A 14,816-nucleotide genomic window follows, 5' to 3' on the forward strand; every position below is an offset into this window, starting at 1 on the left:
ATGTCTTAAATTGAATGAATTTTCTGCGATAAAGATCACAAAAATGAAAAAATCTGAAAAAAAAGCAAAAAATCTTGCTTTACAAGAAGAAATTAAACAGCTCATCTTAAAAAAACGGCTAAGTGCTGGCGATTTAATGCCAACAGAAAATGAACTTATGGAATATTTAAATGTAAGTCGTTCTAGCCTTAGAGAATCGGTTAAATCATTAGAAGCATTGCATATTTTAGACATTCGACACGGTGTGGGAACATTTATTAGCGAATCGTCGCTCACACCAATGATTCAAAGCCTTGCTTTTCATACCCAATTACAGCTACAAAATAATATTAAATATCTATTAGATATCCTCGATATTCGAGAAATTCTGCAATATGGTTTTGCGCCACTTGCTATTGCCAATATTAGCGATGGAGAAATCGATCAACTACAACAGTTAAGCTTAGAATTACAACAATTAGCAAGAAAAAACTTATTTTCCAATGAGCTAGAATATAAAATTCACCTACAAACCTATCAAGCAATACATAATCCGCTTTTATCACAATACCTAGATGCTTTCTGGCAAATATTCAATTTACAAGAAGAAAACTTGCCAGCGATAACGCTTTCAGCTCAAGAAGTGGCGTTACACTATCGTGAATGGGTAGATGCAGTAGAAGCTCGTGATGTTAATCGTTTCCAACACGCGGTATTACTTTATTTTCGTACACTACGCCAACGCTTGCAAAAAAAGGAAAAAGAAAATGAACATAATTAATGTTGCTCTTGTTGGTTGCGGATTCTTTGGTCAGCAACTCGCCTCTGCTTTTAATAAATCACCCGCACAATTGGTTGGCGTAACAGATCTGCAGATAAATTTGGCTCAAAACATAGCAGAAAAGTATAGAATTCAAGCCTATGCAGATCTGAATACATTACTGAGTCAGCAAAACGTTGATCTCGTACTTATTGCTACCTACAATTATAGTCATCGCCACCTTGCCGAAATTGCTATCCAAAAAGGTTGTGCGGTATTTATTGAAACGCCTTTCACGATTAATGAACAAGATGCTCATCAACTAATACAGATAGCAAAAGAAAATAATGTGCCGCTTTTTGTTGGACATTGCTTGCGTGTATTACCGGGTTTGCAACAAGCAAAACAATTATTAGAACAGCAAGTATTGGGGAAATTAACCGTAGTACGAGCAAATCGTCAACGTTGGATTAATCCTATTTTTCAAAAAGATTGGTGGAAAAATAATATTCAACTCACAGGAGGAAAACTTTTTCATGAAATTCATGAGCTTGATCTGCTTACTTGGCTAGTTGGCGATGTAGAATCAGTATTTGCACAATCAACAAACCGCGCCCATCTTGAAACCCCCGATCACCACGACATCATTCAGTTATTATTACAATTTAAAAACGGCGTATTTGGATCTTTAGAAATGGGAACAGCATATCGCTTGCCTAAATGGGATGTTACTATTCACGGCGAGTTAGGCTCAATGATGATCAATTTCTTTACTTCCAGCGTTACACTCACTTTCGCCAATGGAAAACGTGAACATTTCAATATATATAATGAATTTGAGGCCGATCTCTCTTTACGAGAAAGTAGCAAAGGGATTCAAAAATATGGGCAACCTAATGAACATTGTCCTTATTGGATAACCAGAGCCATTGAACTTGAAGCAGAAAGCGTATTTCATCAACTCTTGACACAGCAACCAAGTGTTTTAGCCGAACTTCCAGCAGCTGCTATTTATATTGCTAGCGCAGCAAATGAATCTATGCAGAATAAATTTTTAACTCAAGTGAGAAATTTTAGTTGATAGATAATATTCATAATAAAAAAACCGCACTTGGTTTCTCAAGTGCGGGTGAATTTTGTGGAATTTTTTAGCTTCTGACTGTTTCAGAATCAGGATCACCATTGGAAATTGGTTTTAACAAGGTGAAGAAGCAAATGATCGCTAATAGTGTTAAGCCTGTACCCACCCAAACAGAAACATCGTAGCTTAAACCTAAACCAATTTTTGCATAAGCAAGGAAAGTGGCAGAAACCATTGTCATAAAGATGGCTGGAATTGTACAAATCCAGTGGAATTTATGATAGCGATATAAATAAGCCGCGGCTGTCCATAACATAACCATTGCAGTCGTTTGGTTTGCCCAGCCGAAGTAACGCCAAATTACTTGGAAATCGAGTTTAGAAATGATGAAACCTAGTACGAATAATGGAATAGCGATCATTAAGCGTTTAACTAAATTACGCTGATCGATTTTGAAAAATTCCGCGATAATCAAACGTGCAGCACGGAACGAGGTATCGCCAGAAGTGATTGGTAATACCACCACACCAAGCACCGCTAAAATACCACCGAAGTAGCCTAGCATATGGGTGGCGGAATCATAAACCACTTTTGATGGTGTGCCTGCGGTGATTGCATCATTCATTAGTGCTGGGCTATCGTAGAAAGTTAAGCCTACTGTACACCAAATTAAGGCAATCACCCCTTCGCCGATCATCGCACCATAGAAAACAAAGCGACCTTCTTTTTCATTTTCCATACAACGTGCCATCAATGGAGATTGTGTTGCGTGGAAACCTGAAACCGCACCGCAAGCAATGGTAACGAAAATCAATGGCCAAATTGGTAAATCTTTTGGATGCATATTTTCAAAGAATTTCGAGAAACTCATCTCGCCAACAGTATGGAATAAGGCTTTATCTTCAAATAATAAGGCAAATAACATTCCAAAAGACATAAATAGCAATAACGCACCAAACAATGGATAAATGCGACCAATAATTTTGTCCACAGGCACTAAAGTAGCAATGATGTAATAACCAAAAATAATTGCTGTCCAAACTAATAACGTGCTTTTCGTTTCTAGGTTGAACATTTCACCGACATTATCCACTGTTAGATTGGTTAATAAGCTGGCTGGTGAAATGACGAATACAACCCCAACAAGAATTAACAATACAAGAGCAAGGGCATTCATAAAATGCTTAACTGGCGCACCTAAATATTTACCCGCAAGGTTAGGCACTGATTGTCCCCCATTGCGAACACTTAACATTCCGCAGAAATAATCGTGTACGGCGCCTGCAAAAATGCAGCCAAAAACGATCCATAGCATCGCAACAGGTCCATATAATGCACCAAGAATTGGACCAAAAATTGGCCCCGTTCCTGCAATATTTAATAATTGGATAAGCCAGATTTTCTTTTTAGACATCGGCACATAATCCACACCGTCAGCCATTGTATGAGCTGGGGTTGCACGGTTTGGATTGATCTTAAAGACACGCTCAACCACAGAACCGTATAAAAAGTAGCCCAATAAAAGCAAGGCTACGCAGGAGAGAAACCATAACATAAAGAACCTCATAAAAATTAAACATAAAATTTCGTGCGGAAGTTTAACAAGAGTAAATCTGATGTAAATATATTGTTGCAGTTTATGTGATCTTCCGCACAGTTTTTATTCAAGGATTGATAAAAAAGATCCGTCAATCCGATCCTTATACTCCTTTATGGGTATTTTGCGTGGTCAATATAATAATGAAGTGATGATTTTTTAAGCGAAAAAATCCTCTAATTTATCACCGCACTTTATTTTTTTAGTCATAAACTGCGTTTTAGATGATTAAACTGGACGAACACTATCAAGTGCCAATACGCCATCAAATTCTTCGCAGAAGCGCTGTAAACGTTCATCTGCTTGTAAATTTTCTCGCGCCTGTTCGCTTAACTCTTGGTAGATTTGTTTACGGTAGTCCATTGGGGTGAGCTGTTGGAGATCTGCATTAGTTTCCACAGAAAGTGTCACATCTTGCTGATAAAATTGACTTAAGGCTGTTTGTAACTGAATGCGAAGTTTTTCATTATTCAGATGCAATTTATCTCGGTGCAAGCCTAGCTGAATTTGGTTTTCACTCTGGCTTAAAATTACGCAATTCATTGCCATTTGTTTTGCCAAGCCTGAAATAGCTAACTGTTCGATAATATCCGTCCATTTATCCTTCGCTTTTGCCATAGTCAGTACTTTTTCTTTTAGTTCTGGCGTTGTATTTTCTAAAATGGCTTTGCGAATTTCTGACGGACTTGCATTATCCTGTTCTTCTGCCATTGCTGGATTGCTCCAGTTCCAACGGTAGTTTTCAGCTAAATTGAGATCATCTTCCTGATCAAGATCAGCAGAAAAATCTGGCTGATTTTGCACCGCACTTTGAATGACAGGCATATCCATTGGTGGTATCTCTGCTTCTAGCGGTTGAGGAATTGATGGCTGAGAAATCTGCTGATGGATAGATCGCCCAGTGTTTTTCTGCTGGCTAAATTTGCGTTCTACCACAGGGAGATCCGTCACTTGATTGGTATTAGTGTTTTTTTTTTCGCTCGTTACCGGGGAAGAAAGTTGATCCAATGCATCCATCACTTCTAACGCTGCATTACTCATCGCAGAAGATGGACGATTTGATGTTGAATGTCCTTGTGGTTGCGCAACAAATTGCGTTGTTTTTGATTCTGGATGTGCCTTAAATTGTTGCGATACCACGGGCATTTCCACTAATTTTGTGTGATTTTGTACCGCACTTTGCACTGAATTCTGGGAGGAATTCACTTGTTCCACTGGTTGCATTTCAGGCGCTGCTTGGATAAGTTTAGGGTGAAAAGCCAACGCACGTAGTAAAATCATTTCTACGCCCATTCGCTGGGTTGGTGCAAAGGAAAGCTCTTTCTGTCCGTTTAAGATAATTTGATAGAAAAATTGCACATCTTCTGGTGGAAGGTGTTTTGCCAAAAAGCCAATATGGCTTTCATCACTAATTTGCGCCTGTGGTAGCAATTGACACATTGCAATTTTATGCAGGTTTTCTGCCACAGCTTTTAACAATTCGTTCCAATCACCGCCTTTTTCCGCCACCGCTTGAATTGCCTTCATTAAGCCTTCGCCGTTACCTTGCTGTAAGGCATACAAAATATCAATAGGCTGGCTATCATCGAGTAAGCCAAGCATTGTATTTACCACATCAAGGGTAATATTCGCGTTGCTCATTGCAATAGCTTGATCTGTTAAGCTTAGACTATCACGGATACTGCCTTGTGCGGCTTTCGCTAATTTTTCAATGGCAAGCGGTTCAAAAGGGATCTTCTCTTGCTGTAAAATAAAGGCTAAATGATCGGCAATTTGTTGCTGATCAAGTGCTTTAAGATGAAATTGAATACAACGTGATAAAATAGTAATCGGTAATTTCTGCGGATCTGTGGTTGCCAGTAAGAATTTGACATATTCAGGCGGTTCTTCAAGGGTTTTCAGTAACGCATTGAAAGAATGACGAGAGAGCATATGCACTTCGTCAATTAAATACACTTTATAACGCCCTTGCACCGGTTTATATTGCACATTATCAAGCAGTTCACGGGTGTCTTCTACCTTAGTACGTGAAGCGGCATCAATCTCAATAAGATCGATAAAACGCCCTTCTTCAATGGCTTTGCAATGCTCACAAACCCCACAAGGATTCGCTGTTACCCCTTCAACACAATTCAATCCTTTTGCGAACAGGCGAGCAATCGAAGTTTTCCCCACGCCACGCGTTCCCGAAAAAAGATAGGCGTGATGTAAGCGATTTTCATTCAATCCGTTAGCAAGTGCAGTAAGAACAGGTTTCTGTCCTACTACATCGGAGAACTTTTGCGGTCGCCATTTTCTTGCTAATACTTGATAACTCATTGCTTGCTCGCTTAGGATAAATTAGTGTCCGTCAAAATTCACTAAGGAAAATGGCGTTACCCCTAAATCACGTAACCGTTGTTCACCACCGAGTTCAGGTAAATTAATGACGAAAGCGGCATTTTTCACTTCCCCACCTAAACGTTCAACCAATTTCACGGTAGCTTCTACCGTACCACCTGTGGCTAATAAATCATCAATAATCAATACGTTATCGCCTGATTGAATAGAATCAGTGTGAATTTCTAAGGTATCTTGACCATATTCTAATTGATAGGATTGGGCAATCGTTTCACGAGGTAATTTACCTGGTTTACGCACTAATACAAAAGGAACATTTAACGCTAATGCCACGGGTGCACCAAAAATAAAACCACGGCTTTCTGTGCCAATAACTTTATTGATCCCTTTGTCTTTGTATTGCGCCACGATTAAATCAATAGTTGCCTTGAACGCCTCTGGGACTTCAACGAGGCTTGTAATATCACGAAAGATAATGCCTTCTTTCGGGTAGTTTGGAATAGATTTGATCGATGATTTAATCAGTTCTAATTGTTTGTTCATTTTCTTACCTAAAGTGCGGTCAAATTTTCGACCGTTTTCTATAAAAAAGAGCGGCACGCATATTACCACAGATTATTTAATTTAACGATAAATATCCGCACCATCTTTTCTGGTTTTTAATAAACGTAAAATCCATACATATTGCTCTGGCGTTGGGGTTACAAATTGCTCAATTTCTTTGTTCATTTCCCGTGCCATTTGTGCGGGATCTTCGCTGATTGGCATTGGTGGATGAATTTCCATTTCATATTTGCCCCGCTCTGCGTTATAACGAGGAAACATTGGGATCACCACGGCTTTAGCAAGTTTTGCCATTTTATTCAGCCCCGGTAAAGTGGCTTTATAAGTGGCAAAAAAATCAGCATATTCACTTAATTCTTCGCCATAATCTTCATCGGGCAAATAATACCCCATTTCGCCTTTTTTGACCGCATTAAGAAAGGGTTTGATCCCATTTTGACGAGCGTGCATTTTTCCGCCAAAACGCTGACGTGCCATTGTCCATAGCCAATCCACTAAGGGATTACGATGTGGATTATACATCGACGTCATTGGCATTCCATAAGTATGTAAAATAATACCCGAAGCATCAATTGCCCAACCGTGTGGCACCATTAAAATAATATTATGACCTGCCGATTTGGCCTGCTGAATAACGTCTAAACCAATAAATTCACTACGCTGTTGCAAATGTTTTTTGGAACGCAATGCAATTTCCCCAATGCCCAGCATCACTTGGCTTACGGTGATGAACATTTCGTCAATCACCTTTTCGCGTTGCTCTTCTGTCCAATCAGGAAAGCAATATTGTAAATTCACGCTCGCTCTATGACGTTGTTTTTTTGCTTTTTGCGCTACAATTAAACCAATTTTCGCCGCAAGCTTATCCCTGAAACGAAAAGGTATAAAGGCGAATAACGCCAAAGCCAAAATACCTAGCCAAACAGCCCAATATTTTGGCAATAAAAACGCCCATTGCCATTTGGGATCATAGCCTATGCGCGCGGTTAAACGTACATCATCTTGTTGTGTCATAAATCCTCAACTACCCAAACCAGCCTTGATCATAGGCCATTTTAGCCGTCATAATGAAAGACATCACCACCACCATCGGACGAATTAGCTGTTTGCCCTTGCTTAATACCATTTTCGCGCCTAAGTTTGCGCCAATAATCTGCCCTAACATCATTACCAGCCCGGCTTCCCACCAGATTTGCCCGCCAATCAGAAATAACAAAAGTGCGGCAATATTTGAGGTGAAATTTAATACTTTGGCGTGAGCAGTCGCTTTAGCAAGATTAAAACCCAATAACGTTACAAAAGCTAAACTCAATAGTGAACCTGTTCCGGGTCCGAAGAAACCGTCATAAAAACCGATCCCAAATCCCGCACTAAAGGCAAACGTTGCGTAAGAAATGCGTTTATGGCGATCTTCATCGCCTAAATTTGGCGTGAATAAAAAATACAGACCAATTGCGAGGACTAAAAAGGGGATAACCTTTTTAATCAATGCACTATCAACGAGCTGAATAAGTAGCGTGCCAAACACTGCGCCGATAAATGTCATCAGCACCAGTAACCAAATGGCGCTTAAATCTACCGCTTTTTTACGTAAAAAATAAAAACTTGCGGAAAAAGATCCGCCACAAGCCTGCAATTTGTTTGTGCCTAATGCCATTGCTGGGGGGATGCCTGTCATCAATAACGCGGGAATGGTGATTAAGCCACCACCACCTGCAATGGCGTCAATAAACCCTGCAATTAATGCGACAACAAATAATAAGGCAATAAGGTTGAGGCTGATTTCCATTTTTCGTTCCTATCTCGAAGGATTATTCCAACCATTCACTTTGGTTTGGTGAGCTGCTCACTTGCTGACATAAAAAAGGTTCAGGTGGACGTGGTTTAGGCTTCACACTGCCTGTTGATGGTTTGGCAGGTTTAAACCAAGAATATAATTCTTCACCACAGCCTTCACCCGCAGGAATGGGGGCTTGATTTTCACAATATTTAGCACCTTGCGGACAAGTTAAACGAACGTGAAAATGCGAATCGTGGCCAAACCAAGGACGGATTTTTTGTAGCCAGCTACGATCCCCGCGTACCGTTTGACAAAGTTTCACTTTAATCGCTGGATTGACAAAAATACGCGCTACTTGCTTATCTTGTGCAGCTAGACGGATTAGATTGACGTGATTTTCTGTCCATACAGACTCATCAACACGCTGTGCTTTACGATCCACCACTAACAAGCCCATTCCCGCTGGGTTTTGTGCATCTTTATCGGATAAACGTCCTAAGCGTAGCCAAATATCCGCATCCAAGCCCATTTGATGGCTGGCGTGTCCAGTAAGAAAACGTCCGCCCCCCGGCATCGCAATATCGCCGATAAGCATTGTTGGAATCCCCGCTTGCTTCACTTTTTTACCTAGACGCTGTAAATAGGCAATCATATCAGGGTGTCCATAATAACGGTTTTTACTTGTCCGAATCACTTGGTATCCTTCCCCATTAAATGGCAAGGGTTTAGCCCCAATGATACAGCCATTACTATATGAGCCAACTGGCTCAGGTTCACCTGAGATAGGACGTTTTACTTTTTGCCAATATTCTGGACTAGCTATGACACTGCTAGTCGAAAAAATGCCACAAAAAAGCACCGCACTGACTGATTGAATTAACTTTTTCATTTACATTGAGCCTTAAATCTTAATAGGTGATCGAGTAAAACAATGGCGGTCATTGCTTCTGCAATCGGCACGGCACGAATCCCTACACAAGGATCGTGGCGTCCTTTGGTGATAACTTCCACGGCTTCATTATTTAAATTGACGGAGCGTCCCGCGATAGTGATGCTAGATGTTGGTTTTAGTGCAATCGTCGCAATAATGGGTTGTCCAGAGCTGATCCCGCCCAAAATACCACCTGCGTGGTTAGAACAAAAACCTTCTGGCGTCATTTCATCACGGTGCTGCGTGCCTTTCTGTTCCACCACTGCAAAACCATCACCAATTTCTACCGCTTTCACTGCGTTAATTCCCATTAAAGCGTGTGCCAAATCCGCATCAAGGCGATCAAAAACCGGTTCACCTAAGCCAACTGGCACATTTTCTGCCACCACCGTTAATTTAGCACCAATCGAATTGCCTTCTTTTTTTAGTTCACGGATTAATTCATCAAATTTTTCCACCGCACTTGGATCTGGGCTAAAAAAGGGATTACTATTTACTTGTTGCCAATCAATTTGTGTAATGTCCTCTACGGTTTTGGGATCGATGTTCACTGAGCCAATTTGTGAGAGATAACCACGTACTTCAATGCCAAAATGTTCACGTAAATATTTTTTCGCAATTGCCCCAGCCGCCACTCTCATCGCGGTTTCTCGTGCAGAAGAACGTCCACCTCCGCGATAATCACGCAAACCGTATTTTTGTTGATAAGTATAATCAGCGTGCCCCGGGCGGAAACGATCTTTAATTTCACCATAATCTTGTGAGCGTTGATCGGCATTTTTAATGATCATTCCAATGCTCGTACCTGTGGTTTTTCCTTCAAACACCCCAGAAAGAATTTGCACTTCATCATCTTCTCGTCTTGCGGTGGTATAGCGAGAGGTGCCGGGTTTACGGCGATCTAAATCAGGTTGGATATCCTGTTCAGATAGCTCAAGCCCCGGTGGGATACCGTCCACAATACAGCCCAAAGCAATGCCGTGCGATTCGCCAAAAGTGGTTACTCGAAAAAGTTGTCCGATGCTGTTTCCTGCCATTATTTTTCCTTCTGTTATTCCTTATGATTTTGCTAAATTTTCTGACATAATTTGTACTTCTTGTGCCGTTGCTTGATTTTTAATAAAGACATCAAGCTGATTAAAGGCGATTTCTACATTATGTGCGGCGAAGAGTTCATCAATTCGACGATTGAGATGATCGATCGTCATCGTTCTTTCATTAAGATTGCCCACATAAACCCGTAGTTCATGATCTAATGTACTTGCACCAAAGACAAGGAAGTATGCCATAGGCTCAGGATCTTTCAACACATATTCACATTCATCTGCCGCTTGTAATAATAAACGTTTAACTAATTCCAGATCCGATCCATACGCTACGCCCACGTTAATCACCACACGAGTCATCGAATCTGTTAATGCCCAGTTAATTAAACGCTCTGTCACAAAGGCTTTATTTGGCACAATCACTTCTTTTTTATCAAAATCAATTAATGTGGTTGAGCGGATACGGATTTTTGAAACCGTACCAGAATATTCTCCAATCGTTACCACATCACCAATGCGCACTGGACGTTCAAATAAAATAATAATCCCTGAAATAAAGTTAGCAAAAATTTCCTGTAAACCAAAACCTAAACCAACAGAAAGTGCGGCAAATAACCATTGTAATTTAGACCACGACATTCCCAACACGGAAAAAGCCGCCCCTCCGCCTAATGCAACGATAAAGTAGGTTAATAATGTGGTAATCGTATAAGGGGTACCCTGTGAAAAACTGACTCGAGAGAAAATTAAGACTTCCAGCAAACCCGCGATATTTTTAACGATCGCATACGTCCCTATCAGGATAATTAAGGCAAATAACAAATTAAGTAAGGTTATTGATTCGGTTACCGTTCCTGAATCTGTCGTAACTTGTTGCTGCCATAAGGTTACGCCTTCAAGATAATAAGCTACGGTAATAAGATCTGACCAAACCCAATAAAATAAACCAAATAAGCTCACCCAAAGTAATAGATCAACGATACTTTTTACTTGGCTTTTGACTTGTGAAATATTCAGTACTTCTTCTTGTTGAATTTCCGAATTTAGCTCATTATCACTATTCTCTTCTTTTTGCGCTTGCATTTGCTCACGCTTTTCTAATAAACGACGATAAGATAATCGACGTGCTGACACGGTAAAACTACGATAAATCACATCTTTTGCGATCATCCAAAGCACCAATACAAAATAAGAAGACATTAAATGTTCCATCAAATTAAGTGCGGTGTAATAGTACCCCATTATAATCAACACAATTAATGCTATCGGCGCAATCACAAGTAAAATACGAGCAAATTTAAATAAATAGCTCCGCTCACCTGCTTGTTCTTGGGTTTTCTGATAAATACTTACCGCATAGCGTAAACGTGGCCCTACGATAAAAAGGGAAATCACTAAAATTGAAATGGTTAGCACTTCCCCGATCACATCATTCGTAATCCCCGTATCTAAATGGGTAAAAATCGAGGCATTCAGCCATAACGCATAGATCCAAACTGAACGTTTAGAAACGGAATAAAATAGCTGCACATTATATTGCGGCATATTAAAGTGGCGATAGGCTAATCCATTTGGGCGTAGCATTGCCAAAATAAACGCAAAGAACAACCAATACCCCGCCATTTTTAAAGACCACAACCAAAACGGTTCTGGATTTTCAAAACAGATTGACGCAATTAAAATTAAAAGAGAAAGAAAAATCAGTGTAGAACGCAAACATAAGATTAACGTCCATAAAATCGCCTCGGGGGTATAATGCTGGCGTTCACCTCTTAATGTATTGATTTTACTGTTAATATAAGCCAAGCGTTGGGTGATTTTTTCTTTACGCCACTGAATCAATGCCGCCAAAAGCAAAAGTAGAATAACCTGCAACACCGTTGGCACGAAGTTATCCTTCCAGTTCGCGAAATTGATCAAGCTTTTAATATCTTGCAACTGGTATTTCACTTTTGGCAAGAAATTAGTAAACCAATCCATATCCAACGGTGGATTACTTCTCACCCAGAAACTTTGCTGTTGTAATTTGCCCTGCAAAGCATCACTAATTGCCGTAACCTGCTGTTGGTTTAACTCGATATTAATCGCTAAATTTAGCTGATTATTCAGGTTCGTAATGGAATCTGACAATAATTTACGCCGCTCTTGTAAAATTGCAGTCAGCTGATTTTTTTCATCGTCCGTTAAATGTGCGTTGGCGTTTTTTTCTAAACTGACAATGTAGCTTTGGGTATCATATAAATTATCGCGCAACTCAGTTAAATCAAAAATTTGCACGCGTAAATCCGTAATCTGCTTTGCCAGCCCACGAATCATTTGATCTTGCGGTAAAAGTTGCTTTTGCTTATTGATAATACGTGAAAGCACTAACGTTCCTTGTAACGCACTAATTTGCTCGTTAATGTTTCGCTCTGTTTGTTGCAAATTATCCAGCACACTTTTTATCCGTAAGCTATCTTGTGATAGCACATTTAACTGCGCTGTCTGTTTTACCAAATCTTGGCTAATTCGCACATTTTGGTTTTGTTGTTCAACAATGATAGGATTGCTATCTTGCACATTCGTTTGCGATTGTTTTAACTGCTCTGCCTGCTCACGGGTTTCTTGCAAATTCTTTTCATTAATCACTTCTTGTAGCATTGCTAATTTTGTTTGCAACTGCTGCTGCATCAAGGTTTTTTGCTCTAATTGAATGGTATAAAGCGAAGTCAAATCATTATTGCCTTGCAATAACATTTGATTATAGCTGTTTTGCAAGCCGATCAATGCCAGCTCTGTTTCGAGCTTATTTTTTTCTACGGAATCTCCCGCACTAATGCCAAAGAGTAATTTATCAATTTCTTGTGAACGAATTAAATTCGCGCTCAATGCAGACTGCGCACGTTCAGGTGCGGCGCGTTGGCTCACTAACTGAGCATTAATTGCACCCAAATCCGCTTGGATTTGCTGTAAATGTTGCTGAGTAGCCATAGATTGTGTTTGCAACTCAGCCAACGATAATTTCTCAAACGCTTTTACCGTAACCGGTGAGGCATTTTTTAATTTATCTACCGCCGCCTGTAAAGCCGCAACCTGACTAGGGGCATTCTCCACAGATTGACTTAATGATGCGTTATCCGCTTTCTGCTTTTCAATATTTCCAAGCAACGTGAGGGTTTCTTCAAGATTTTGCACCAAGATTTTATTATTGACATCCGTTTGATCGGCCTCTTTTGCCGCGGCAAGCTGTGTTTGAATATCTGCTTCTTTTGGTAAATCTGCCCAACTTGCAGAAGCCCAAGCCAAGGACAGAAAAAAAATCGCCCAAATACGTTCAATTATTTTCATTTTATTTTCCTAGTAATTCTTTTAAAGCCATTTTTAACGCATTACGCGAAATTTTAATCGTTCCCTGTTGCTGGCATTGTGCCACATCTAATGGAAAATAGTGTATCGGTTGTTTAAATTTTTCTAATCGCGAAGCAAGCCAAATTCGTAAATTTTCCACCGCACTTTGGCTAAATTCATCAATAAACTCAACCATTGCCACAGGGCGTTGCCCAAATTCCATATCTTCCACAGGCAGGACAACAACTTGTTTTACCTTAGGATAATGCAAAATAACCCGTTCAATTTCTTCAGGCTGAATATTTTCTCCGCCTGAAATAAACATATTGTCTAATCGCCCTAAAACGCATAGCTCATCATTTTGCCATTCACCGAGATCTTTGGTGTGAAGCCAACCATCCTGTTGAACCAAGGGCAATATTTCGCCCTGTTGCCAATAACCTAGCCCAAGCCCCGCACCACGCAAACAAATTTCCCCCTCAATCAGCGCAAGTTCTCGACCTTTGAGGGGTAAGCCCACACCACGATATTGATCGCTTTTTTTCGCACAGACTGTGGATGCCATTTCTGTCATTCCATAACCAGAATAACAAGTCAGACGATATTGTGCCGCCTGCTGCGTTAAGGCAAGGGGAATATGGCTGCCCCCTAATAAAATGTGCTGAGTCTGTTCAGTCTGTTCAGAACGTTGTTGCAAATAAGTGAGAAAGCGTTGCAATTGTGTTGGCACAAGAGATAAATGTGAAACCTCAGCCGCGGCGGAATAAAAATTCTCATTCGGCAAATGCAATCTTGCTCCCGCGTGCAACCAGCGCCATACAATGCCTTGCCCTGAAACGTGATATAACGGTAAAGAAAGCAACCACGTATTTTCTGCACCAAATGCCATTAATTCGCACACGCCTTGCGCATTATCCAAATATCCTTGCAGGCTATGCACCACCGCTTTAGGATTGCCCGTTGAACCTGATGTGAGTGTCATTGTCGCTGGACGATTGGGATCATAAGCCGCCGTGCAATGTTTTTTAGCTTGCGAAGCCGTAACGGATACAACAAGTGCGGTGCAATTTTGCAATATTTTTTCGCCCTTAGGATCATAATAAAAATGCACATCCGCATTTTCACATAACTGGACAATCTTTTCTTCTGGAAAAGCAGGATTAATCCCCAACACTCTCGCGCCCAGTTGAATCCCTGCTAAATAGGCAAGTAAGAGCGCAAAACTATTTTTTCCGCATAAGGCAATCCCCTCACCAACATTCACTCCTTGCTGAGAGAATGCCTGTGCCACAGTATTAATTTTTTCACTCAGTTGCTGCCAAGAAAAAAGTTCGCCTTGCTCATTGCGCAAGGCTACTTTATGTTGATAATCAGGCTGGGCGGCATAATGTTGCCAAAGATATGTCATTGT

11 protein-coding genes are annotated in these 14,816 nt (G+C 40.4%); 2 read left to right on the top strand and 9 right to left on the bottom strand.

The features are described from left to right. Positions 1 to 43: 43 nt before the first annotated feature. Both L4F92_RS08210 and L4F92_RS08215 read left to right on the top strand, forming a co-directional pair. Entirely contained in the window at positions 44 to 760 is a 717-nt protein-coding gene (locus L4F92_RS08210; RefSeq protein ID WP_250363370.1) for a FadR/GntR family transcriptional regulator, read from the top strand. Then, positions 747 to 1,820 (top strand): Gfo/Idh/MocA family protein, encoded by a 1,074-nt coding sequence (locus L4F92_RS08215; RefSeq protein ID WP_250363371.1) that lies wholly within the window; start codon positions 747 to 749, stop codon positions 1,818 to 1,820. The genes L4F92_RS08210 and L4F92_RS08215 overlap by 14 nt, the downstream gene beginning before the upstream one ends. Before the next feature lie 67 nt (positions 1,821 to 1,887). Here L4F92_RS08215 and L4F92_RS08220 read toward each other — a convergent pair whose 3' ends face one another. The 9 genes from L4F92_RS08220 to menE form a co-directional block, all read right to left on the bottom strand. Then, on the bottom strand, positions 1,888 to 3,375 hold the full coding sequence (locus L4F92_RS08220; protein ID WP_250349776.1) for a carbon starvation CstA family protein: 1,488 nt from the start codon (positions 3,373 to 3,375) through the stop codon (positions 1,888 to 1,890). A 270-nt stretch (positions 3,376 to 3,645) separates the two neighbouring features. Further along, positions 3,646 to 5,736 carry a DNA polymerase III subunit gamma/tau gene (gene dnaX / locus L4F92_RS08225; protein ID WP_250363372.1) on the bottom strand — a complete coding sequence of 697 codons (2,091 nt, stop codon included), beginning with the start codon at positions 5,734 to 5,736 and terminating at the stop codon, positions 3,646 to 3,648. Between the two features lie 21 nt (positions 5,737 to 5,757). Next, positions 5,758 to 6,300 carry an adenine phosphoribosyltransferase gene (gene apt / locus L4F92_RS08230; RefSeq protein WP_250363373.1) on the bottom strand — a complete coding sequence of 181 codons (543 nt, stop codon included), beginning with the start codon at positions 6,298 to 6,300 and terminating at the stop codon, positions 5,758 to 5,760. Positions 6,301 to 6,381: 81 nt separating this feature from the next. Continuing rightward, on the bottom strand, positions 6,382 to 7,335 hold the full coding sequence (lpxM, locus tag L4F92_RS08235; protein ID WP_250363374.1) for a lauroyl-Kdo(2)-lipid IV(A) myristoyltransferase: 954 nt from the start codon (positions 7,333 to 7,335) through the stop codon (positions 6,382 to 6,384). 10 nt (positions 7,336 to 7,345) lie between these two features. Further along, entirely contained in the window at positions 7,346 to 8,110 is a 765-nt protein-coding gene (locus L4F92_RS08240; protein WP_250363375.1) for a TSUP family transporter, read from the bottom strand. 22 nt (positions 8,111 to 8,132) lie between these two features. Then, positions 8,133 to 8,990, bottom strand: coding sequence for a penicillin-insensitive murein endopeptidase (gene mepA, locus L4F92_RS08245; RefSeq protein ID WP_250363376.1), 858 nt, complete (start codon positions 8,988 to 8,990; stop codon positions 8,133 to 8,135). Beyond that, positions 8,987 to 10,069: a chorismate synthase gene (aroC, locus tag L4F92_RS08250; protein ID WP_250363377.1), complete on the bottom strand. Its 1,083-nt coding sequence runs from the start codon at positions 10,067 to 10,069 to the stop codon at positions 8,987 to 8,989. The genes mepA and aroC overlap by 4 nt, the downstream gene beginning before the upstream one ends. Before the next feature lie 21 nt (positions 10,070 to 10,090). Continuing rightward, on the bottom strand, positions 10,091 to 13,405 hold the full coding sequence (gene mscK, locus L4F92_RS08255) for a mechanosensitive channel MscK (RefSeq protein ID WP_250363378.1): 3,315 nt from the start codon (positions 13,403 to 13,405) through the stop codon (positions 10,091 to 10,093). A gap of 1 nt (position 13,406) precedes the next feature. Further along, positions 13,407 to 14,813, bottom strand: a complete 1,407-nt coding sequence (menE, locus tag L4F92_RS08260) for an o-succinylbenzoate--CoA ligase (RefSeq protein WP_250363379.1) — start codon at positions 14,811 to 14,813, stop codon at positions 13,407 to 13,409. Positions 14,814 to 14,816 lie beyond the last annotated feature (3 nt).

The sequence above is a fragment of the Avibacterium sp. 21-595 genome, assembly GCF_023611905.1.
Taxonomy (GTDB): domain Bacteria; phylum Pseudomonadota; class Gammaproteobacteria; order Enterobacterales; family Pasteurellaceae; genus Avibacterium.